At 54.9% G+C, this 22207-nt stretch carries 19 protein-coding genes and 1 tRNA gene; 8 read left to right on the top strand and 12 right to left on the bottom strand.

The features are described 5' to 3' along the window. The first annotated feature begins 93 nt into the window (after nucleotides 1–93). Nucleotides 94–918 carry an SMP-30/gluconolactonase/LRE family protein gene (locus L0666_RS07475; RefSeq protein WP_235259858.1) on the top strand — a complete coding sequence of 275 codons (825 nt, stop codon included), beginning with the start codon at nucleotides 94–96 and terminating at the stop codon, nucleotides 916–918. A 1-nt stretch (nucleotide 919) separates the two neighbouring features. On the opposite strand, the gene L0666_RS07470 is transcribed toward L0666_RS07475, so the two are convergent. Then, nucleotides 920–4468 carry a hydantoinase B/oxoprolinase family protein gene (locus tag L0666_RS07470; protein WP_235259856.1) on the bottom strand — a complete coding sequence of 1183 codons (3549 nt, stop codon included), beginning with the start codon at nucleotides 4466–4468 and terminating at the stop codon, nucleotides 920–922. Nucleotides 4469–4589: 121 nt separating this feature from the next. Between L0666_RS07470 and L0666_RS07465 the strand changes: the two genes are divergently transcribed. The 3 genes from L0666_RS07465 (at nucleotide 4590) to L0666_RS07455 (ending at nucleotide 6559) form a co-directional block, all read left to right on the top strand. Beyond that, nucleotides 4590–4666: transfer RNA gene (locus tag L0666_RS07465), tRNA-Met, on the top strand. Between the two features lie 75 nt (nucleotides 4667–4741). Then, the gene (locus L0666_RS07460; RefSeq protein ID WP_235259848.1) at nucleotides 4742–6121 is read left to right on the top strand and encodes an FAD-binding oxidoreductase; all 1380 of its coding nucleotides are present in this window, start codon (nucleotides 4742–4744) and stop codon (nucleotides 6119–6121) included. 144 nt (nucleotides 6122–6265) lie between these two features. After that, on the top strand, nucleotides 6266–6559 hold the full coding sequence (locus tag L0666_RS07455) for a hypothetical protein (RefSeq protein WP_235259846.1): 294 nt from the start codon (nucleotides 6266–6268) through the stop codon (nucleotides 6557–6559). 58 nt (nucleotides 6560–6617) lie between these two features. Here L0666_RS07455 and arsJ read toward each other — a convergent pair whose 3' ends face one another. From arsJ to hemC, 4 genes are all read right to left on the bottom strand, one after another. Then, the gene (arsJ, locus tag L0666_RS07450; protein ID WP_235259837.1) at nucleotides 6618–7901 is read right to left on the bottom strand and encodes an organoarsenical effux MFS transporter ArsJ; all 1284 of its coding nucleotides are present in this window, start codon (nucleotides 7899–7901) and stop codon (nucleotides 6618–6620) included. Next, on the bottom strand, nucleotides 7898–8896 hold the full coding sequence (locus L0666_RS07445; protein ID WP_235259835.1) for an ArsJ-associated glyceraldehyde-3-phosphate dehydrogenase: 999 nt from the start codon (nucleotides 8894–8896) through the stop codon (nucleotides 7898–7900). Before L0666_RS07445 ends, arsJ begins: the two co-directional genes overlap by 4 nt. 5 nt (nucleotides 8897–8901) lie before the next feature. Continuing rightward, nucleotides 8902–9741 (bottom strand): arsenate reductase/protein-tyrosine-phosphatase family protein, encoded by an 840-nt coding sequence (locus L0666_RS07440; RefSeq protein ID WP_235259832.1) that lies wholly within the window; start codon nucleotides 9739–9741, stop codon nucleotides 8902–8904. A gap of 298 nt (nucleotides 9742–10039) precedes the next feature. After that, on the bottom strand, nucleotides 10040–11005 hold the full coding sequence (gene hemC, locus L0666_RS07435; protein ID WP_235259830.1) for a hydroxymethylbilane synthase: 966 nt from the start codon (nucleotides 11003–11005) through the stop codon (nucleotides 10040–10042). Between the two features lie 92 nt (nucleotides 11006–11097). Here hemC and hemE point away from each other — a divergent pair, with 92 nt between their 5' ends. Continuing rightward, nucleotides 11098–12132, top strand: a complete 1035-nt coding sequence (gene hemE / locus L0666_RS07430; RefSeq protein ID WP_235259828.1) for a uroporphyrinogen decarboxylase — start codon at nucleotides 11098–11100, stop codon at nucleotides 12130–12132. A 54-nt stretch (nucleotides 12133–12186) separates the two neighbouring features. Here hemE and hemF read toward each other — a convergent pair whose 3' ends face one another. Further along, complete coding sequence (gene hemF / locus L0666_RS07425) at nucleotides 12187–13083, bottom strand: oxygen-dependent coproporphyrinogen oxidase (RefSeq protein WP_235259826.1); 897 nt, start codon at nucleotides 13081–13083, stop codon at nucleotides 12187–12189. 107 nt (nucleotides 13084–13190) lie between these two features. Here hemF and L0666_RS07420 point away from each other — a divergent pair, with 107 nt between their 5' ends. Then, a complete protein-coding gene (locus L0666_RS07420) occupies nucleotides 13191–13580 on the top strand; it encodes a hypothetical protein (RefSeq protein ID WP_235259824.1) in 390 nt (129 codons plus the stop codon). A gap of 6 nt (nucleotides 13581–13586) precedes the next feature. Here the strand turns inward: L0666_RS07420 and L0666_RS07415 are convergent, their stop codons facing one another. Genes L0666_RS07415 through clpS form a run of 3 tightly spaced genes read right to left on the bottom strand, consistent with a single transcriptional unit; the run spans nucleotide 13587 to nucleotide 15739 of the window. Then, nucleotides 13587–14396: an SDR family NAD(P)-dependent oxidoreductase gene (locus L0666_RS07415; RefSeq protein ID WP_235259822.1), complete on the bottom strand. Its 810-nt coding sequence runs from the start codon at nucleotides 14394–14396 to the stop codon at nucleotides 13587–13589. Nucleotides 14397–14441: 45 nt separating this feature from the next. After that, the gene (locus L0666_RS07410; RefSeq protein ID WP_235259820.1) at nucleotides 14442–15377 is read right to left on the bottom strand and encodes a class I SAM-dependent methyltransferase; all 936 of its coding nucleotides are present in this window, start codon (nucleotides 15375–15377) and stop codon (nucleotides 14442–14444) included. 20 nt (nucleotides 15378–15397) lie between these two features. Next, nucleotides 15398–15739: an ATP-dependent Clp protease adapter ClpS gene (gene clpS / locus L0666_RS07405; RefSeq protein ID WP_216037819.1), complete on the bottom strand. Its 342-nt coding sequence runs from the start codon at nucleotides 15737–15739 to the stop codon at nucleotides 15398–15400. A gap of 384 nt (nucleotides 15740–16123) precedes the next feature. Here clpS and L0666_RS07400 point away from each other — a divergent pair, with 384 nt between their 5' ends. Both L0666_RS07400 and L0666_RS07395 read left to right on the top strand, forming a co-directional pair. Further along, nucleotides 16124–17536, top strand: coding sequence for a D-alanyl-D-alanine carboxypeptidase family protein (locus L0666_RS07400; protein WP_418887982.1), 1413 nt, complete (start codon nucleotides 16124–16126; stop codon nucleotides 17534–17536). A 17-nt stretch (nucleotides 17537–17553) separates the two neighbouring features. Further along, nucleotides 17554–18246 (top strand): fumarylacetoacetate hydrolase family protein, encoded by a 693-nt coding sequence (locus L0666_RS07395; RefSeq protein ID WP_235259818.1) that lies wholly within the window; start codon nucleotides 17554–17556, stop codon nucleotides 18244–18246. Here L0666_RS07395 and L0666_RS07390 read toward each other — a convergent pair. The 3 genes from L0666_RS07390 to L0666_RS07380 are packed head-to-tail and all read right to left on the bottom strand — an operon-like array spanning nucleotide 18243 to nucleotide 22185. Then, nucleotides 18243–19829: an ABC transporter ATP-binding protein gene (locus L0666_RS07390; RefSeq protein WP_235259815.1), complete on the bottom strand. Its 1587-nt coding sequence runs from the start codon at nucleotides 19827–19829 to the stop codon at nucleotides 18243–18245. The genes L0666_RS07395 and L0666_RS07390 overlap by 4 nt on opposite strands. Then, on the bottom strand, nucleotides 19826–20968 hold the full coding sequence (locus L0666_RS07385) for an ABC transporter permease (protein WP_235259813.1): 1143 nt from the start codon (nucleotides 20966–20968) through the stop codon (nucleotides 19826–19828). Before L0666_RS07385 ends, L0666_RS07390 begins: the two co-directional genes overlap by 4 nt. Continuing rightward, nucleotides 20968–22185: a microcin C ABC transporter permease YejB gene (locus L0666_RS07380; protein WP_235259811.1), complete on the bottom strand. Its 1218-nt coding sequence runs from the start codon at nucleotides 22183–22185 to the stop codon at nucleotides 20968–20970. The genes L0666_RS07385 and L0666_RS07380 overlap by 1 nt, the downstream gene beginning before the upstream one ends. Nucleotides 22186–22207 lie beyond the last annotated feature (22 nt).

Below are 22207 nucleotides of genomic sequence, written 5' to 3'. Positions count from 1 at the left end.
AATTAATTCGTAACTTTTACCATTGGCCAAAGCGATCCAATGCTTGCTTTGGCCCTTCTGACAACCGTACTAAGGGCCGAGGGGCGCCCAATCATGATCTTTGACGAAACCAAGTGTACTCTGGGTGAAGGCCCCCTTTGGCACCCGTCGCGTGGGGAGCTGTATTGGTTTGATATCCTGTCAAAACGCCTACACACCAAGGACCATCACTGGCAATTTACCCGTTATGTTTCCGCCGCTGGCTGGGTGGACGACAACCGCCTTCTCATCGCGGACAGCATCGGACTGCATGTCTTTGATTTGACGACCAGTACGGGCGACCAGATCGCCGAGATCGAAGTCGACAACCCGATTACCCGTTCAAATGATGGTCGCGCCGATCCTTGGGGCGGGTTCTGGATCGGAACAATGGGTATGGACGGAGAAGCCAAGGCTGGCGCGATCTATCGCTACTACCGTGGAGAAGTGCGCAAACTGTTCGCTGGTATCTCTACGTCCAACGCGATTTGTTTCGTTCCCAATGCCACCCATGCCTTTTTTACCGACACGAAGACCCGCAAGATCATGCGTCAAAAACTGGCCGAAAAAGATGGTTGGCCCGTTGGGGACCCCGAAGTCTGGCTCGACTTTGGCGATACTCCATGGGGGCCGGATGGGGCCGTCGTGGATTTGGATGGAAACTTTTGGAACGCTCAGTGGGGCGCTAATCGGGTGGCCTGTTATGCACCCGATGGCACGCTCACGCAAACCATCTCGTTTCCAGCGAAACAGACCAGTTGCCCTGCCTTTGGTGGCGTCGGGTTCAAGACGTTATTCTGCACCTCAGCTGGAATAGGACAGTCAGGCCCAGATGACGGCAAAACATTCGCGACCTCCGTTGATGCGGTCGGGCAAGCCGAGCATCAGGTGATCCTGTAACTTAAGGTTCGCCCCAACCACCGCCTCCGGGTGTTTCCATCACGAATTGCCCGCCTGCTGGAAGGTCAATTTCATCGTTTCCTCTCAGGTCATGCCGCGTGCCATCAGGCAAAACAGCCCAGTTGCGCCCAACCGTACCGGCACCACCTCCTGCCCCACCAAAGGGCGGCACAATTCGGTGCGAACACAGCGTCGTAACGGTAACGGGTTCTAGGAACGTCATCATACGGCGGGCACCGTTTCCGCCCACATGCGCCCCTTTACCCCCTGATCCATCCCTCACCTCAAAGCGATCAAGGCGCACAGGAAAGCGTTTTTCCAGCACTTCGGGGTCTGTCATGCGGGTGTTGGTCATATGGCTTTGCACTGCATCACAGCCATCGAAATCAGGGCCCGCTCCTGTTCCGCCCGCAATGGTTTCGTAGTTCTGAAACGCCTCATTGCCCCAAACAAAGTTGTTCATTGTCGCCTGTGATCCAGCAATCACGCCAAGTGCGCCGAAAAGCGCATTGCACGTTGCCTGAGACACTTCTGTATTCCCTGCAATCACCGCAGCCGGATAAGTTGGGTTCAACATCGTCCCTTCGGGCGCGATGATGTTAAGCGGTTTCAGACACCCCTCATTGAGCGGGATCGCAGATCCGACAAGCGTGCGGAACACATACAAGACCACCGCGCGACACACCGCATAAGGCGCATTGTAGTTACCCGCATGCTGTGCACTGGTGCCTGTGAAGTCGACCGTTGCCGAGCGACTGGGTTTGTCGACAGTAATCGAAACCTCAATGCTTTGGCCTTCGTCCATTGGGTAGCTAAAGATCCCATCCGAAAGGCTGTCGATCACCCGGCGCACGCTGGCTTCGGCGTTGTCTTGCACGTGCCCCATATAAGCGCTGACCACATCCGCGCCGTAGCTGGTACATATACGGTTGAGTTCAGCCTGGCCCGTTGCATTGGCTGCCACTTGCGCCTTTAGATCAGCAATGTTTTGATCTGGATTGCGGCACGGGTACTTGCCCGATGCGAGCGTCGTACGCGCGTCTTCCTCAAGGAAACGCCCCGCCGAAACCAGCTTCATGTTGTCGATCAACACACCTTCTTCATCGATGTGCTTGCTGTCTGGCGGTGCAGACCCCGGCGTGCGTCCCCCAATATCGGCATGGTGCCCACGAGAGCCCAGCCAGAACCGAGGTTTGCCGTCGATGAACACAGGCGTCACCACCGTTACGTCAGGCAAATGGGTGCCGCCGTTGTACGGCGAATTGAGCATGAACGCGTCGCCGTCTTTTACATCCGGCCAACCCTTCATCACCGTTTTGATGCTGTCTGACATCGACCCGAGGTGCACAGGCACATGGGGTGCGTTGGCCACCAGATCACCCGCGCTGTCAAAGATCGCGCAGGAAAAATCGAACCGTTCCTTAATGTTTACAGACTGGCTGGTGTTGGCAAGCGTTGCGCCCATTTGGTCGGCCACCGACATGAACAGATTGGACATCACTTCAAGCACCACGGGATCCGCGTCACTGTTTGCGCTGAGAGACCGTGAGGTGTTGTCCGTCGTAAGGATCAGATTGCCGAGCGTATCTACTTCGGCTTGCCAACCAGCCTCGATGACGTTGGTACCTGTTGGTTCCAGAACAATCGCGGGGCCGTTGATTTTATCGCCGACACCCATTGTCTCACGGTCATAAAAGGGACGGTCATAGGTCGCGACTGGATCGGGGTTTTGTGCTGCTTTCACGCCGAGGTCCGGCAGGTCCGCGCCCTCTCCAATCGCTTCGACGCTTAGCATTTCAAACAAGATATCAGCGTTCGGGCTAGTGAAGCCAAACCGCGCGAGGTGTGCAGTCTCAAAGGCGGCCTTCATGGCATCCGCGCTGCCAAAACCCACCCGTAGGTCCTGCTGTGTTCCGTCGTACCTTAAATGCGCCCATGCCATCGTACGCACTTCAGCGGCACCCTGCCCGAAGACAGTGTCACGCGCGTCTTTGGTCATCGCCGTCAGTTCACCCTCGGCACGTTTCACATCCGACAATGGCGCATCAAACTGCACTTCGCGAAGTTCCCGCAGCTCAGCCAACCCCATCCCGAATGCAGACAAAACACCCGCGAACGGATGGATCAGCACACGCGACATGCCCAAGGCTTCGGCCACCAAACACGCATGCTGCCCGCCCGCGCCGCCAAAACACTGTAAGGTATAGTCCGTCACATCATGACCGCGCTGAACGCTGATCTTTTTGATCGCGTTGGCCATGTTATCGACCGCAATCGCGAGGAATCCTTCAGCGATGTCTTCTACGGCCCGCGGGGCGTTGCCTGTTTCGTGTGCCACGTCGGCGGCCATCGCTTCAAACTTTGCACGAACTGTCGCCACGTCCAGTGGTTGGTCCCCATTTGGTCCAAACACCTGGGGGAAATGTTCGGGGTTCAACTTTCCCAAGAGAACGTTGCAATCCGTCACGGTCAAAGGACCGCCGCGTCGATAACATGCTGGGCCAGGGTTCGCGCCTGCACTTTCAGGGCCCACTTGGAACCGTCCATCCGCAAAACGACAGATCGACCCGCCCCCCGCCGCAACGGTGTGAATATCCATCATCGGCGCGCGCATACGCACGCCTGCGACTTCGGTTTCAAACGAGCGTTCATATTCGCCCGCGTAGTGGCTGACATCCGTCGAGGTGCCGCCCATGTCGAAACCGATCAACTTGGGATGCCCTGCGGCCTCTGCGGTTTTGACCATGCCGACAATCCCACCCGCCGGACCAGACAGAATGGCATCACGTCCTTGGAACCGCGCGGCATCCGTCAGCCCGCCGCTGGATTGCATGAAAAACAACCGTTCACACACACGCCCCACATCCAAAGCACCTGCCACCTGATCAACATAGCGCCGCAGAATCGGCGACAGATAAGCATCCACCACCGTTGTGTCCCCGCGCCCGACCAGTTTGGCGAGGCGCGAGACTTCATGACTGGTGCTTATCTGAGTAAATCCGATCTCAGTCGCGATCTGGGCCACGCGAATTTCGTGTTCAGGGTTAAGGTACGCATGTAGAAACGCAACGGCGACTGCCCTTAGGCCAGAATCAAACGCCTGCTGCAGCGATACACGAACCGCGTCTTCATCTAGCGGCACAAGAATATGGCCCTCAGCGTCCAATCGTTCGGTAACTTCAGCCACCTCGGAATACAGCAGTTCTGGGCGAACGATCTCCAATGCAAATAAATCTGGGCGGGTCTGATAGCCTATTTTCAAAAGATCGCGATACCCGTCCGTGATCAACAACAGAACTTTTTCGCCTTTGCGTTCAAGCAAAGCATTGGTTGCAACCGTGGTGCCCATTTTAACAGCTGAGATAGATCCAAGCGCTGGATCAGACGTTCCGATCAGGTCATGAACCCCTTGAACGGCAGCATCGGCGTATTGTTCAGGGTTTTCTGACAACAGTTTATGTGTGCGCACATCTCCGTCGGGGGTGCGCGCCACAATGTCGGTAAACGTTCCGCCGCGATCGACCCAAAATTCCCACTGTTTATCTGTCATTTTGCGCCCCTTCGCCTCGTCCGTAGACTTGATCAAGGGCACGAAGAAAGAACAACCCCACAAAAGCAGCAGAATCGGTTTGACAGGACGCTCAAGCGCGACTATCCCGCCCGCTGTGCATGGCGTTATAGCTCAGTTGGTTAGAGCGAACGACTCATAATCGTTAGGTCCCTGGTTCAAATCCAGGTAACGCCACCACGCACTCCCTTTTCATAGTATTTTTCTTTAACTCACTGACGTAGTTACCTAGGTTCAAGCTTGGGGGAGATTGATATGCCGTTGCTGCAAGATTTTGCTGCTATTGTGGGGGATAAGTTTGCGTTGACTGGCGCGGACACCGCCCGTTGGTCAAAAGACTGGACAGGTAAGTACTGTGCCGAACCGGGTGTTGTATTGCGCCCCGCGTCCACATCCGAAGTCTCGCAGATTATGGCCCTGGCCAATCAAGAACGACAATCCATCACCCCGGTCAGTGGTCACACGGGGTTGGTTGGCGGGACCTATGCGCCCGGTGGGGTGCTTTTGTCGCTGGACCGCATGAATACGATCCATGAGATTAACACCGCAGCCCGTACCGCAACCGTGGATGCTGGTGTGATTCTGTCGTCCCTTCATGATGCAGCCGAAATGCAGGATTTAATTTTCCCACTAACTTTCGGCGCACGTGGATCGGCGATGATTGGCGGTGTAATGTCCACCAACGCAGGCGGTTCCAACGTGCTGCGCTACGGGAACACCCGTGACCTTGTTCTAGGGCTTGAGGCGGTCTTGGCTGACGGGCGTGTCGTGAACTTGATGTCATCCCTGCACAAAGACAATTCCGGCCTGAACTTGCGGCAACTTCTGATCGGATCAGAAGGCACACTGGGTGTGATTACGAAAGCCATTCTAAAGCTGGCCCCTAAACCACGTAGCTACGCTACAGCGATGGTCGCCACCCCCACTCTTGAGGACGCCCTCACGCTCCTGAACCGCGCACAAGACGCCACAGGGCGTTCTGTTGAGGCGTTCGAGTACATGCCGCGCAACTACATTGACGTGCACATGGACCGCATAGACGGCGCCCGCGAACCCTTTGACGCGCCCCGTGACATCAACATCATGGTCGAAGTCGCCACCACGACCGATTTCGATGTGAACGAGACCCTTTTGGACATCATGGCCGACATGATGGAAGACGGCACTGTACTTGACGCTGTCGTCGCCCAGAACGAAGGTCAACGTCGCGAAATGTGGGAGCGCCGAGAGGCGGCTGCAGAGCTCGCGTTTTGGCGCCAACCTATTGTGGATACTGACGTTGCGCTTCCTCTTGATCTGGTGCCGGCGTTTTTTGAAAAAGTGGCTGTTCGCATGGCGGCGCTCGATGCCGATTTTGAACCAAACTTCGTCGCCCACCTTGGTGACGGCAATGTGCATTACAGCGTCTACCCATCCCGCGATGATACCGCCTTAAATGATAAAGTCGTTGAAGCCATCGAAGACGTGGTTGAGGAGTTGGGCGGTAGTTTTTCAGCCGAACACGGTGTCGGTCTATCCAAGCTGAACACTATGCGCCGTCGCAAAGACCCCGTGGCGTTAGATATGATGCGAAAAATCAAAGCGGCCCTAGACCCTAACGGCATCCTTAATCCAGGGAAAATGATCCCAGATTAATGGGAAGGAATGGGAAGGAATGGGAATGTCCGCTTTGAGCCCATTTGATCAGTAATTGATTGCCAGAAGCCTCAACGAATTCCTCTTGTTTTGCGCCTTGTATTGCTTGCATCCTGATCACATCGTTAAGAAATGAGGTTCTGAGTGCCCATCAATATTTTTGCCAGCTTAGAGGAAGCCGCCCCCTCTAAAGAGAAGCCAAAATCTATAGCATGGCTTTGCGATGATGGCTGGGAATTACCGGCCCAACTCTTTGAATTTGAACGCTGGCTTGAGAAAGACGGAACGAATCTTCCGAAGGGGAGCTACGTTGCTGACATCGGTTTTAGCCTAAGGCCGGACGCGACTGGTGGCGGAGCCATCCTTTCTGTCTCCGCGATGCAAACACTCGTGAAAGTTGGTATGGAAGTATGGCTTTCTGAGTACCCCAAACCCTAACGTTTGCAGTTGTCGCTTTGTCCGCATAGCGGAAATTCATGCGCGGGCCATCACGTTGTCATCGCGCTTGAGATAATGGTGGCTCATGTTCGGGTCTTAAAAAGCCAACCATCACAGCAGAAAGCGCAACCATAACAGCCGCGACGCCCAGCATCAGTGGCAGCCCACCGACCTGATAGGTGAAACCGGACAACAGCGTTCCTGCAAGACGACCCGCTGCGTTAGCCATGTAATAGAATCCCACATCCATCGTAACCCGCTCTGCCTTGGTAAAGGACAAGATGAGATAGGAATGGAGAGAGGAATTCACGGCAAAGACAGCCCCGAACGTCAGCAATCCAACCACGATGCTAATCGTTAGCCATGTTTGAGGCCCTTCTGCGGCGAGCGCGGCGCAGGTGAGCGCCGCAGGCACAAGGGCAAGACCCCAAGCCCATTTGCGGGCGGCACCGATCAACTCATGTTCCGACCGCGTTTTTGCACGTAGAATCCGCGGCGCGTTAGCCTGCACCAAGCCGTACAAGATCACCCAGACCGCCATGAACGTCCCAATGAGGAAGAATGCCGTGCGGTTCCCTTCTGTCGTGCCATCAGACAAGACTGCGTAGAAATAGATGGGGATTCCGACGACAAACCAGACGTCGCGCGCGCCAAACAAAAAGACCCGAGCGGCGCTAAGCCAGTTCACATTTGCCGACTTGGAAAATACCTCGGAGAATTTGGTGCCTTTGCTGCCTTTGGGCAAACCGTCGGGCATAACGGTTAGAACCGCGAGCAGGATTACGAACAGGATCGCAGCCATGCCGAGCACCGCCCAGACGAAACCAACGGCTGCCAGAAGAGCAGCCCCTAAGAAGAAACCCGCGCCTTTCACCATGTTCTTAGACCCCGTCAGGAGTGCGACCCAGCGGAACAACCCGCCGCCTTCGGTCGGGGCCAGTAATTTAACCGCCGATTTCGACGACATCTTGGCCAGATCTTTGGCCACACCACTCGCGCCTTGCACCAACATCACAAAGACCACGGATGTGCCAAGCGCCCAAGCCGGATCAAGCTGTGTCAAAGCCAACAAAGCCAATACTTGCAGTCCCAAACCGGCATAGAGCGTTGATGTCAGCCCGAACCGTGCAGCAATCCAGCCCGCACAAAGATTCGTGACGACGCCCGCAATTTCATAAAGCACGAAGAGATAGGCAAGCTGAACGGCTGAGAAACCCAGCGTATGAAAGTGCAGCAGCACCAGCATGCGCAACGCGCCGTCGGTCAGCATAAACGCCCAGTAGGCCGCAGTGACTGCAATGTAGGCCGACAGACCCTCAGGCTGCGATGACGTGTCGCTCACAGGCTGTCACCAACCATGTAAGCCACGTCCACCAGACGGTGCGCATAGCCCATTTCGTTGTCATACCACGCGTAGATTTTCACCTGTGTGCCATTGATAACCATCGTTGACGGGGCGTCGACGATACTGGAGCGTTCATCGTTGGTATAATCAGTAGAGACCAGCGGGCGCTCTTCGTAGCCCAAGATACCCTTCAATGGCCCATCAGACGCGGCTTTGAACAGGGCGTTCACCTCTTCTGCGGTGGTTTCACGCTCCACTTCAAAAACGCAATCGGTCAGTGACGCGTTAAGCAGCGGAACACGGACTGCATGCCCGTTGAGGCGACCCGTTAGTTCAGGATAGATCAACGTGATTGCCGTGGCGCTGCCGGTTGTTGTTGGGATCAGCGAATTGAGGGCCGAACGCGCACGGCGCAAGTCCTTGGCAGGACGATCCACGATGGTTTGCGTATTGGTCACATCATGAATGGTCGTGATGGAGCCGTGTTTGATCTTCAGGTTTTCGTGGATGACCTTGACCACGGGAGCGAGGCAGTTGGTAGTGCAGCTGGCGGCGGTAACGATGCGGTGGCGGTCTGGCTGGTAGGTATCGTCATTCACACCGAATACGATATTCGCGGCATCGCCATCCTTGACCGGCGCAGAAACGACAACTTTTTTGACGCCCGCGTCGAAATATGGCGCGAGTTTCTCTTCGGTTTTAAAAACTCCGGTGCAGTCGATTACTACATCAACACCTTCGAGTGGCAGTGCGCCAAGGTCGCGGGTTCCGATGAACGGAAGGCGGGTGCCATCAATGGTGACGCTGTCCGCGTCATGGGCGAATTCGGCGTTCCAGCGGCCGTGGACTGTATCGAACTCCAGCAGATGGGCGTGCATTTCAGGGTCGCCAACCGCATCGTTGATCCATGCGATTTTGGCACCGCGTGCTAGCAAGGGTTTCAGGGCGAGTTTACCAATACGGCCAAGGCCATTTAGGGCGTAAACGGTCATCTAAGTCATCCTTCGGTGTTGGATTGGCCGATATTATCGACTGCTTTTTGGAGGGAAATTCGGTCGAGCGACGCAATAGGCAGGGCCGTGAAACCCGTCATCCGGTTGCGAAGCGCGCCGTAGATCTGATGGAATGCGAGGCTCTTTTCGGCGTCCGTTCCTTCGACCTTCACGGGATCAGGGAGCCCCCAATGCGCGCTGATGGTCTGGCCTTGCCATGCGGGGCATTCCTCGTTGGCGGCCTGATCGCAGACAGTGAAAACGAAATCGAATTGCGGAGCATCTGGCCCCTGAAACTCGGAAATATTCTTGGCCCGAAGGACAGAGACGTCGTGCCCATTCTGCGCCAGCACATCGAGCGCAAAGGGGTTCAGCTCCGAGCGCGGTCTTGTTCCCGACGAATAAGCCACAAAACGATCCCCCGCGATGTCGCGCAGGATGGATTCCGCAAAGATGGAACGTGCGGAATTGCCTGTGCAAATGAAGAGAACATTAAATTTCCGGCCGATCTCTAATTTGTCTCCGAAAGACGAGGAATAGGCATTGGGCGTGCAAATTTCAGGGTGCCCTCTGCAACAGTCGTGCAAGAGGTAGTCGATCGTCTCGCGGGTTACATTCAGGTCGATCGCGTAACGCAATGATGTTCCCACACGTTCTTGGCTCACCAATCCGGCCTGCATCAGAGCGTTGACATAGGTGGAGAGCGTGTTTGGCTTCAACTCAAGCGCTTGAGCCAGCTCGGTGGCCGGAACGCGGTCTGGGTAACGGCGCATCAACAACCGAAAGACAGCCAGCCGTTGAGGGTGACCAAGTGTTGAGAGGCGTTGGGGTATAACTGATTCCATACTTCATGAATATGTGAACTATGAAACTTTGAACAGTGAAGCTTTTGTAAAACGGGCTGCGATATAGATTTTTTTTGGCTTCAAGTTCCCCTTGCCGAGTCGAAACTCTACGACCGCGACGAACCTAGATCAGATTTCTTTTGCGACAGGGGTGCGACAAGACAAGGTTGAAATGTAGGCTAAACTTAATGCAAAAACCGAATTTCCCATGTGCCACAGGCAAATGATCCCTTCGCAATCAAAGCGGTCCTTAAGAAACTTCAGCAGGCAAAAACAAAACCCGCGAAACGGGCTTCACTCACCCTGCAGACACAGCCTCAAAAAAGTCTGGTCCAGCTTGATCTAACAATTCCTGCGCCAGTGATTTGCCCATAGCCGCACCATCCGCAATCGCACCGCGTCGTTCGCCTGTGAAAACCTGACTGCCGTCAGGTTTCAAAATCTCTCCGCGCAGCCAGATTTCATCGCCATCAATCAAAGCCAGCCCTGCAATCGGTGTTTCACAAGATCCGTCCAGCGCCCCCAAGAATGCCCGTTCGGCGGCCATCTGCTGACCAGCCGCGACATCATGGATTGCGGCCAACATGCCCTTCGCCCGCAGATCATCAGCGCGGCGTTCAATACTGATCGTACCTTGGGCAATGGCAGGCAACATTTCATCAACGTCAATGGCGCATGTCGCATGAACGCCCATGTCCATCCGGTTCAGCCCAGCCATTGCCAAGAATGTCGCGTCAGCCACGCCATCACCAAGTTTCTTAAGACGTGTCTGAACGTTGCCGCGAAATTCGACCACCTGCAAATCGGGCCGTTTGGCCAACAATTGCGCACGGCGACGCAGACTAGATGTGCCGACAACAGCGCCCTGCGGCAATTCAGCGATCCCCGCGTGTTTAATCGAAACGAATGCATCCCGCGAATCTTCGCGCGGCAGGAAGACATCCAACACCAGCCCGTCTGGCTGCTCTACTGGCATGTCTTTAGTCGAATGCACCGCAATATCGATACGTCCGGCCAACATGGCTTCTTCGATTTCTTTTGTGAACAACCCCTTATTGCCAATTGTCTTGAGCGCAATATCAGCATCAATCAACATGCGATCATCGCCAGTGGTCTTGATAACGCAGATTTCAAAAGCGTCGTCAGGCAGGTCAAACGCCGTCATCAAACGGTTTTTGGTCTCGTGAGCTTGCGCAAGCGCAAGCGGTGATCCACGGGTGCCAATTTTCAGCGGCGCGACGGCAGAGGGCAATTCATAATCCATAAAGCACAATTAGCCGCGCCCTAGCGGCCTTACAATCCCTTGACTTGCGGAGCCGCAAACCACAGACCTCCATTCAGCTTTAGGAGGCCCAGATGAGCACGCAAAAAACCATACTTCGAGCCCTTGCAGGAGAAACACTGCCAACGCCACCGATCTGGATGATGCGTCAGGCAGGGCGGTATCTACCGGAGTACAAAGCAACGCGTGCTCAGGCCGGCGATTTCCTGTCATTGTGCTACAATCCCGAACTTGCCGCCGAAGTGACCCTGCAACCAATCCGCCGCTACGGATTCGACGCAGCAATCCTGTTCGCGGACATCCTGTTGCTGCCACAGGCTTTAGGCGCAGATTTGTGGTTTGTGACGGGCGAAGGTCCACGGCTTTCGACAATCACCTCCGCTGAAGAACTTGACGTGTTGAAGCCTGTGACCGCGATCCACGACACGCTGTCCCCTATCTATGAAACCGTCAAAATCCTGTCCCGCGAACTGCCAGACGAAACAACTTTGATCGGTTTTGCGGGCGCGCCTTGGACGGTCGCGACTTATATGGTTGCAGGTAAAGGCACCCCTGACCAAGGACCGGCACACGCGCTGAAAGATGCGAACAAAGACGTCTTCGAAGCTCTTTTGGATCGCATCACCGAAGGGACAATCGATTATCTTTCTGAACAGATCAAAGCTGGTGCCGAAGTGGTGAAACTCTTCGACAGCTGGGCCGGATCTCTGCAGGGGTCTGATTTCCTGAATTATTCGGTCAAACCAATGGCTCAGATCGTCGCGGCGCTTAAGGCGAAACATCCAACAACGCCGATCATCGCCTTTCCACGCGGTGCAGGGGAAAAATACGTCGGGCTACATGCAGCTATTGGTGCAGACTGCATCGCACTCGATGATGGCGTGACAGTCCATTGGGCCGCGGAAAAAGTTCAGGTCAACGGTTGTGTTCAAGGAAACCTGAAATCATCGCATATGGTTACGGGCGGGGATGATCTGGTCAGCGAAACGCGCCGTATTGTCGACGCGCTTAGCAACGGCCCGCATATTTTCAACCTCGGCCACGGCATCACGCCTGATGCAGACCCTGAGAATGTACAACTGATGATCGATACCGTCCGCGGCAATTAACGGGATGGCGGGCGGGGCGTCTTGAGGTCGAAGGACCTCAAGAGCGTCGTTCCGTCAGACCCATTTTGCCAAAGGTGGCAGGCTCATCAGCACTGCATTCGCATCATGGCCAGTTTCGAGACCAAACTTTGTGCCACGATCATAAACAAGATTGTATTCGGCATAGAGCCCACGATGCACCAGCTGCGCATCCTTATCCGCGTCATTCCACTGCGTGCCTTTGCGTTTTTCAACGAGCGGAACATAAGCCGGCAGGAACGCATTGCCCAAGTCCTGAGTAAGCTTGAAATCGGCCACCCAGTCACCGCTGCAGTGATCATCCATGAAAACACCGCCAACGCCGCGTGCACGATGACGATGGGGAATGTAGAAATATTCGTCCGCCCATGCCTTTAGCTTAGGATAATGCGCCTCTCCGTGGGGATCGAGCCACGCTTTTTGTGTGGCATGAAAATGCGCTGTGTCTTCATCGTATTCGAGGCATGGGTTCAAATCTGACCCGCCGCCAAACCACCACGCATGGGGCGTCCAGAACATCCGCGTATTCATATGCACCGCAGGTGCATGTGGGTTTTGCATATGGGCCACAAGGCTAATGCCGGACGCCCAAAACCGTGGGTCATCGGCCATTCCTGCCAGTCCCTTGCGGGCCATCATGGCAGCCTGCGCGCGCTCACCCAAAGTGCCATAAACAGTCGAGATATTAACCCCAACCTTTTCGAACACACGTCCGCCGCGCATCACTGACATCAAACCGCCACCAGCATCTTCGCCGCTGTCGCCACTGCGTTTGGTTTCGCTTACTTCAAAGCGACCCGCAGGCTGGTCAGACAATGGTCCGGTGACTTGGCTGTCTTCTAAATTCTCAAAGGCCTTTACGATCTCATCCCGCAAAGTTCTAAACCATGAAGACGCTTCATTTTTTTCGGTTTCCATGTCGCCCAGACCCATGATCCGCACCCTTGTTATTGCTTATCAATGACCACTAGCATTGACTAAACGTGCAGGCCAACACCCTGTCAAACATACGCGACCATTTGGCTGCCAAAGGAAGACCCATGTTTTACAAGACCCTCGTTTTCGTCCCTCTCATCGTACTGGCCGCTTGCGGCACACCACGCGAACGCTGCATCGCCGGTGCGAATCGCCCTGTAGCCACACTAGACCGCCTCATAGCGACCACCCGCGGCAATATCGAACGAGGTTATGCCTTGGTTGAAGTCGAAGATGTACGTGTTCTGCGCAGGACCTGCGAAGACGTGCGCGAGGACGGCACGAGGTTCCGTTACCGCTGTGATGAAACAGAGACCTTCACGCGCCAAGAGCCTGTCTCAATCGACATCGCCAACGAGCGCAGAAAGCTAGCGCAGTTCACTGAGCGCCGTGCAGCCGCTGTGCAACAGGCACAGGCAACCACGCAGCAATGCATCGCGGTTCACCCTGAGTAAGCGATTTTAATGTGCAGGTGCTGTGGCCGGATCAATCAAGGTTCGGCCACCGTCCACGGTGATCACCTGACCTGTCACAAAGCTGGACGCATCAGACGCAAGGTATTGCACGGCGTCTGAAACCTCCCCTGGGCCCGCGATACGGCCGAGCGGCGTGTTGTCGATAATGTCGCTGCGATACTCTTCGTTGTCGCGCAGCTGGTGCTTGAGGCTAGAGGACATGACTGACCCGAACGCAACGGCATTCACCCGAATGCGGTGCGGAGCCAAAGCCACGGCCATCGAGCGTGTCATCTGATCGAGAGCCGCTGTCGCGATCGAATACCCCAGAAGATCAGGGTTGGCCCGGCGCGCCGCGATTGAGCTGAGGTTGATGATAGACCCGACATTTCCAGTGTCTTCTTCGTCGCCACTTGCTTGCTTGATCATCCGTTTCGATATCGCTTGCGTCAGGCGCAGGGACGTCATCAGGTTTTGGTTCAGCATCGTTTCGACGTTGTCTTCTTTTGGGTCAAGAGGATCGGATGGCACGATCTGACGAGACGCATTCACAAGGATGTCGACCTTTTCGAAGTTATCGATCGTCATGGACAGCAGGTTGTTGATGGAGAGCTTCTTTCGCAGATCACACGCAAACGTTCGATAGCTTTCGGTTTCGGCCTTACCGTCCCCAAGCTCTGCCTCTAGGCGTTCTTCGTCCATATCCGCAAAGATAACATTCGCACCCTTAGACAAAAAATGCCGCCCAATCGCGAGGCCAACACCATTGGCGGCCCCCGTTACGATAGCGGTTTTACCGTCGATTGAAAAAGACATGATGGCTCCTATTCGCCCGCGCAGATGCTACGACGCTAGCGGGAATTATCGGCGAGGGCGAGTCGCACGGAATGTTTTGAACGCGCCTGATCCGTTCAGTTCTTCGACACGCGCAAATTTTGCATCGAGATCGGCCTCATAAGGGAGGTGGCGGTTGGCGACCATATAAAACACGCCACGCGGTTTCAGGATCCTCGCCGCCGTGGCGATAAAACCACGGCCTAAATCCGGATCGCCAGCACGGCCAGCATGAAACGGCGGGTTCGACACAACAACATCGTAAGACCCTTTATGGGTCAGCGCGTCAGCCCAGACCGCATGGGCGCGTGCATCGTCGGTATTGGCAATCGCACAATCCAATGCAGTTTGTTCCGCCTCGACCATATCAAGCCGCGTCACTCCGTCGTGGGCCAGAATCTCTCGGGACAAATAACCCCAACCAGCCCCTAAATCGGCAACCTCACCCTTGAGAGGGTCCAATTGGGGAACCAATAACGCGGACCCCGCATCGATTTTGGCCTCAGAGAACACGCCAGCCACGGTTTCATATCCGGCTGGGGATTTTACGGAAGTGTCCCACTTCGGCGCCTGACCAGCCTCAAACCAAAACAGTCGTCCGTGGCCCTTGGTCACAACGCCATTGATCGCACTGGTTTTGCGAATGTCTTTGTAGATCGATTCAACACCATCAGTTTTTTGGCCGTCCACGATTACTATGCCGCCCGTGTCGATAGCCCGCTGAACCATCTGCCGCGCAAGCGTCTTTGAGCGCGGAAGAACAACCAGTGTCCCAATACACCCAGCGCCATCGCCTATCAGGCCCATTGAGGTCCAATACTGATGGTCTGAATAGAACGTCGCCTCGACGGTAACGTTTTGAAGCCCCGCAAGGTCATACCCCATTGGTGGACGTAAGACATGTAACGGCCCGTCCAATGTCAGGCCTTCGCTCAACGCGGTGAATAATCTTGAGTGTTTCATGGGTTAGGAGGGCGCGCGGCCTACTCTCTCTCCATTGTGCACTGCAAGGGGTGTTCGTGACGTGCTGCAAGGTCCATCACAAGGGCCACTTTAGTCTCGGCTATCTCGTGAGAAAATACACCTACAACAGCCAATCCTTTTTGGTGAACGGTGAGCATCAACTCTACGGATTGATCATGGGTCATGCCGAAATAACGTTCCAAGACATGCACAACGAATTCCATCGGGGTGTAATCATCGTTCAAAATCATCACCTTATACAAAGGTGGGCGTTTTGTTTTTGGGCGCGTTTCAAGTTTAACGCCGATGTCGCCATCGTCGTCTTCATTCTTGTCGGCCATCATGATGATGTCTTGCAGCATTGCGTTTCCCTTGCCGAGTCGCCGGCTCAGTGTGATGTCAGCCGCTTAATATAGCCTTCATGGGGCCTATGAAAAGGGGGCGTTCGCAGACTTGATCACTAAACGTTTCTTTTACGCCCATCGTACTTCTGCGAACCGCGCTGCAAGCGATCGGTCACAACAATATTATCACGTGCCCCATTGTTGCCATATTTCAGCATCTAGGGGGTAAAATCAGAAATCACCGCTAGATATGGCCCCCTACGGTCGATCTGTGCAGGGATGCCACACCAAAAGCCTTTGAAAATAAGGTGTTTTCTGAGCCGCCACCCTATGTTAGCTTTGATCCATAATAAGGAGACCCCGACAAAACTGGGGCTCACGAGGCAGTAAAGAGGCAGTGGCGTGAAACGTCGTATTCAACACCCCGCGTTGGCGGGTATTCTTCTATTGATGACACTCCTGTTGGCCGCACTCGCGCCCGCAACAGGTAGAGCCGCGCCATACGCCGCTATGGTAATGGATGCCCGAACGGGTGAGGTCTTGCATTCACGTAATGCCGACACGCAATTGCACCCGGCGTCCCTGACCAAGATGATGACGCTCTATATTGCGTTTCAGGCAATTGAGCGCGGTGAAATCAGTCTTGATGACATGGTGACAATCACGCCTTTGGCTGCGAACGAGCCGCCCAGCAAGTTGGGTTTAGTAACAGGCCAACGTATCCAATTCCGCTACTTGATCCGCGCTGCTGGCGTTAAGTCCGCCAATGACGCCGCGACTGCGATCGGTATCGCCTTGGAAGGCAACGAAGCCGCCTTTGCCCGCCGTATGACAGCAACAGCCCAAGCCATGGGCATGAGCCGTACAACATTCCGCAACGCCCACGGGCTGACCGAAGCAGGTCATTTGTCCACGGCACGCGACATGACCGTGCTTGGTCGCCACATCATCTACGATTACCCCCAGTATTATAACATCTTTGGCCGCATCACGACCGACGCTGGTGTGCGCGAAGTTGCCAACACGAACCGTCGTTTTTTGAACGCCTATCGCGGCGCAGACGGCATCAAGACTGGGTACACACGTGCCGCAGGCTTTAACCTTGTTGCATCCGCAGAACGTGGCCAAGAACGTATCATCGCAACAATGTTTGGCGGGTCTTCAACTGCAGCCCGTAACGCCCGCGTTGCTGAATTGCTTGATATGGGCTTTGCCCGTGCGCCAAGTACTGCCCGCATTGACCGTCCACGCCCTGTTGGTCCGCAAACCTCGGGTGCTGACACCCCTGCTCCAGGCACGACCGCCCGTACAGTCCGCGTAAACGGTCTTGTTGCACGATCCTTGCGCCCACAAGCACGTGCTGTGCCTGATGTACCGGAAGTCGCTGAAGTGCTCGTTGCTGTGAATGCTGATGCGGTCCAAGACGCCGTCGCAGACGTTATCCAAACCGCGGCAGCAGCACCCGAAGCCAGCGAAGCGCCTCCTTCGCGGCCCTCCGATGTTGTTCTTGCCGCTGTCCAACAAGCCAGCCCAACACCCAACGAACCTGAAATCGTCACCCGTATTTCTACCTCTGGCAGTCGTCTTTGGGGTGTGAACGTGGGCCGCTACGGGTCTCGGTATCAGGCAGAACGTGTGCTTTTGCGTGTCGCGCTGAACGAAATGTCCACGCTGGACGGATCATTGCGGCGCGTAAATCAATCCAGCCGCGGCTTTGACGCTAATTTCATGGGGCTTACCCGCGATGGTGCGGAACGCGCATGCGCACGCTTGCAAGCCCGTGGCACCACGTGTTTCATGATCGGGCCTGAATAACAGCCCGAGGAAACACCATGGCGGTTCTAGACGTACAAGCACCCGGCATCCCGAAACTGAAAAGCAGCAAACCCGACCACTATGTCGGAATGCATCGGATTTTCTGTGTCGGCCAAAACTATGCCGAACACGTAACCGAAATGGGCGGCGACCCCAAGGCCGACCCTCCGATCTTCTTTATGAAGCCCGCGAGCGCATACGTGCCGTCTGGCCTTACCGTCCCCTACCCTCTTGCTACAGAAAACCTCCACCATGAGACGGAACTGGTCGTCGTGATCGGACGCGGTGGCACGAATATCACTGAGGGCGAGGCGCTGCACCATGTTTACGGTTATGCCGTTGGCAACGATCTGACACGCCGCGACCTTCAAGGGGCTGCCAAGAAACGCGGCAAGCCGTGGGATATGGGCAAAGGCTTTGATCAATCCGCCAACATCGGCCTTGTACACCCCGTATCCGAGGTCGGCCATCCGACGACTGGCGCCATTCGCTGTTTGGTCAATGGTGACGTGCGTCAGAACGGTGATCTGTCACAGATGATTTGGTCCGTCCCCGAAATCATTGCCACCCTATCTGGTCTTGTCACACTTGAGGCCGGCGACATCATTATGACAGGCACGCCATCCGGCGTCGGTCCGATTGAACGGGGGCAAACCTGCGTCTGTGAAATCGAAGGGCTGTCGTCTGTGTCCGTCAGCTACGAAGCCTAGTCAAACGCGGCTTTCATCAGTTGACGAGTATAGTCCGTTTGCGGGGTGTCAAAAATGGCATCGGCCTCCCCTGCCTCAACAACGTCACCGCGTTTCATCACGATGACCTTGTGTGAAAGTGCGCGCACGACCTTCAGATCGTGGCTGATGAACAGATAGGCCAGTTGATACTTCTTTTGCAGGTTCCGTAGCAGTTCGACAATTTGCACCTGCACTGTCATGTCCAGTGCCGAGGTCGGTTCATCAAGGACCAGAAGTTTTGGCCGAAGGATCATGGCGCGCGCGATCGCGATACGTTGGCGTTGCCCACCAGAAAACTCATGCGGGTAGCGATCCATCAATTCTGGCGCGAGGCCGACTTCTTTCATGATGTCAGCAACCATCTCACGCGAATTTTTACCCTGCGCGGTGCCGTGAATTGTCAGCCCTTCCGCAATGATCTGTTCGACCGTCATTCGAGGCGACAGTGATCCATAGGGGTCCTGAAAAACGATCTGCATCTCGGATCGGAGCGGACGCATTTGCCCTTCTTTTAGTCCTTGAAGGTCTTGCCCCATAAAGGCGATGCGCCCTTCGGATGAAATCAAACGCATCATCGCAAGGGCCAACGTGGTCTTGCCGGACCCTGATTCACCAACAATACCCAACGTCTCGCCCGCACGGACTTCGAGCGTCGCATCGTTGACCGCTTTCACGTAACCCGTCGTGCGCCGCAACAAGCCGGACGTCAAAGGGAACCATATTTTCAGGTTCTTCGTCTTTGCGACCACTTTGGCTGTGGGGTCGACCGGATCAGGATGGCCCGTGCTTTCGGCTTCAAGAAGCGTGCGAGTATAGGGGTGCTGTGGATTAGCAAAAATCTCGGCTGTTTCGCCCTGCTCGACGATCTCGCCGTCCTTCATGACACAGACACGATCCGCAATCTTGCGCACGATGGTCAGGTCATGGGTGATGAACAACATCGACATGCCAAGGTCACGTTTCAGATCTGCCAGCAATTCAAGAATTTGCGCTTGGATTGTTACGTCCAGCGCGGTCGTTGGTTCATCCGCAATCAGCATCTCAGGCCCGTTGGCCAGCGCCATAGCAATCATGACACGTTGGCGTTGGCCGCCAGACAATTGATGCGGATAAGACGCCAAACGTCGTTCTGCTTCGTGGATACCTACTTGTGTCAAAAGCTCGATGATACGAACTCTCACCGCATCGCCACGCAATCCTTGGTGCAGCTCAATCGACTCGCGCAGCTGTTTTTCGATGGTGTGCAGCGGGTTGAGTGACGTCATCGGTTCTTGAAAGATGAAACTGATGTCGTTTCCGCGCACACGGCGCAGGTCTTTCTCGGGGGCGCCGACCATTTGGGTGCCATCATAGGTGATCGACCCCCCAACAGTCGCGCTGTCACCAAGCAACTGCACAGTCGAAAGTGCAGACACAGATTTACCCGAACCGGACTCACCAACCAGCGCGACCGTTTCACCCTTATCGACATGGAATGACACGCCGCGCACCGCATGGGTGGTCTCGCCGTCTTGGCGGAAATCAACGGTAAGGTTTTGAACGTCTAGGACACGGGCGCTCATGAAAATGTCTTTCGCGGATCAAAGGCATCACGCACGCCCTCAAAGATAAATACGAGCAGCGACAGCATCACCGCAAAGGTGACGAAAGCCGTCAGCCCAAGCCACGGCGCTTGCAGGTTTTGTTTTGCTTGCAGTGTCATCTCACCCAGTGACGGGGCCGAAGACGGCAGACCGAAACCAAGAAAGTCGAGAGATGCTAGCGTCGCGATTGTGCCCGTGATCAAGAACGGCAACATCGTCAGCGTCGCCACCATCGCGTTTGGCAGCATATGGCGGAACATAATCGTGCGATCCCGAACGCCCAACGCCTTGGCCGCACGGACGTATTCCAAATTTCGCGCGCGCAAGAACTCAGCACGCACCACGCCAACTAAGGCGGGCCAGCCAAACAAGATCGTCAAGAAGACAAGCAGCCAGAATGAGCGCCCCAAAATCGCAAATAAAATGATGATCACGTAAAGGGATGGCGTTGAGCCCCAGATTTCCAACAGGCGTTGAAACACCAGATCGACCCAGCCGCCGAAATAGCCCTGCACTGCCCCTGCGATGATCCCGATCACTGACGCACATGACGTGACAATAATCGTGAACAGGATCGAAAGGCGGAACCCGTGGATCACCCGCGCAACCACGTCGCGCTTTGTATCATCTGTCCCCAGCCAGTTGTTCTCATCGGGTGGTGACGGGGCCACACCAGGGATGTCGACAATGGTATTGTAACTGTAAGGAACGGGTGGCCAGATCAACCAGCCTTTTTCAAAGTCAGGATCATCAATGCCGGTTTGGGCTGCCTCAATCAGGGTTTCTGGTTCGTCAAAGCAATCAACCAACCCACCCGTTTCGATCAGACATTTAACTTCTATGTCTTTGTATTCGGCCTGCGTTGGGAAATCGCCGCCGAAATCCCGTTCGCTATAGAACTGGAAAATCGGCATCCGCAACTCGCCGCGATAGCTCACTAGAATGGGTTTATCATTGGCCAGAAATTCAGCGAACAGCGACATCACGAACAAGAACAAGAAAATCCAAAGAGACCAGAACGCGCGACGGTTCCGCTTGAAATTTGTCCACCGACGTCGGTTCAACGGCGACAAATGATACCAACGCTTCTGCGGAGGTGGCGGAGCGAGATCAGTCATCACCCTCTCCTCTCGAAATCAATGCGCGGATCGATAAGAACATAGGTAATGTCGGTGATAATCCCGACGACCAGCCCCATCAGAGAGAACGCAAACAAAGTGCCAAACATCACCGGATAGTCGCGTTGCAACGTCGCCTCAAACCCGAGGCGGCCAAGCCCATCCAGCGAGAACAGCGTTTCGATAATCAGGGACCCGCCAAAGAACACGCCGATGAACAGCGCCGGAAAGCCCGAGATCACGATCAACATCGCGTTGCGGAAGACGTGGCCATAGAGAACGCGCGCCTCTGACAGGCCTTTGGCTTTGGCCGTAATGACATACTGCTTCTTGATCTCATCCAAGAAGCTGTTCTTGGTCAGCAGCGTCAAAGTAGCAAACGCTGAAATGGTTGAGGCCAACACTGGCAGTGCGATGTGATGGAAGTAATCCTTAATCTGCCCCCACGTGCTCAGCTGGTCAAAATCCGATGACGTTAGCCCCCGCAGTGGGAACAATCGCATGCAGGTCGGGTTCGAATTATAAAGCCACGTTACATTTTCGCGGAAGAAATCCGATATTCCGAAAGGCAGCCTGAAACAGTTGTTCGAGGCAAACAAAACAATAAGCAGAATGGCGAACAGAAACCCCGGTATCGCATAACCAACAATGATCGCCGCAGAGGTCCACGTATCAAACGAAGACCCATCGCGAACAGCCTTACGAATACCCAGTGGGATCGAAACCATATATGCAATCAGCGTGGACCAAAGGCCCAGCGTGATCGATACAGGCATCTTTTCCATGACAAGGCCGACGACCGACACAGACCGGAAATAGCTCTCACCGAAATCGAACCGCATGTAATCCCACATCATCAGGAAAAAACGTTCGATTGCGGGGATTGGGACTGGATTGCATTCATCCGCACTTAGGTCAGGTTCACCTGTGAACCCGACATCGCAAACGATCCGTGCGAAATTGAATTCGACTTGGAGCTGGTCCAGAAACTCCTGAGGCAAACCGCGGGATGCGACGCTATCTCCGCTTTCGTTTTCAAGCAGCTCTGATCCGCCGCCGGAAATGCCTTCAAAGACGTCTCCGCCACCTTCCATCTGCGCAATAACTTGATCAATCGGGCCACCGGGCACGAACTGAATCAGCACGAAGTTGACAATCATGATCCCAAGCAACGTTGGGATCACAAGAAGCAATCGTTTGAGGATATAGGCGCCCATTCAGCGTAGCCTTTTTGGTCTT

Source organism: Octadecabacter algicola (assembly GCF_021532625.1).
Taxonomy (GTDB): Bacteria; Pseudomonadota; Alphaproteobacteria; order Rhodobacterales; family Rhodobacteraceae; genus Octadecabacter; species Octadecabacter algicola.
This window is presented reverse-complemented; position numbering and strand designations above follow the sequence as displayed.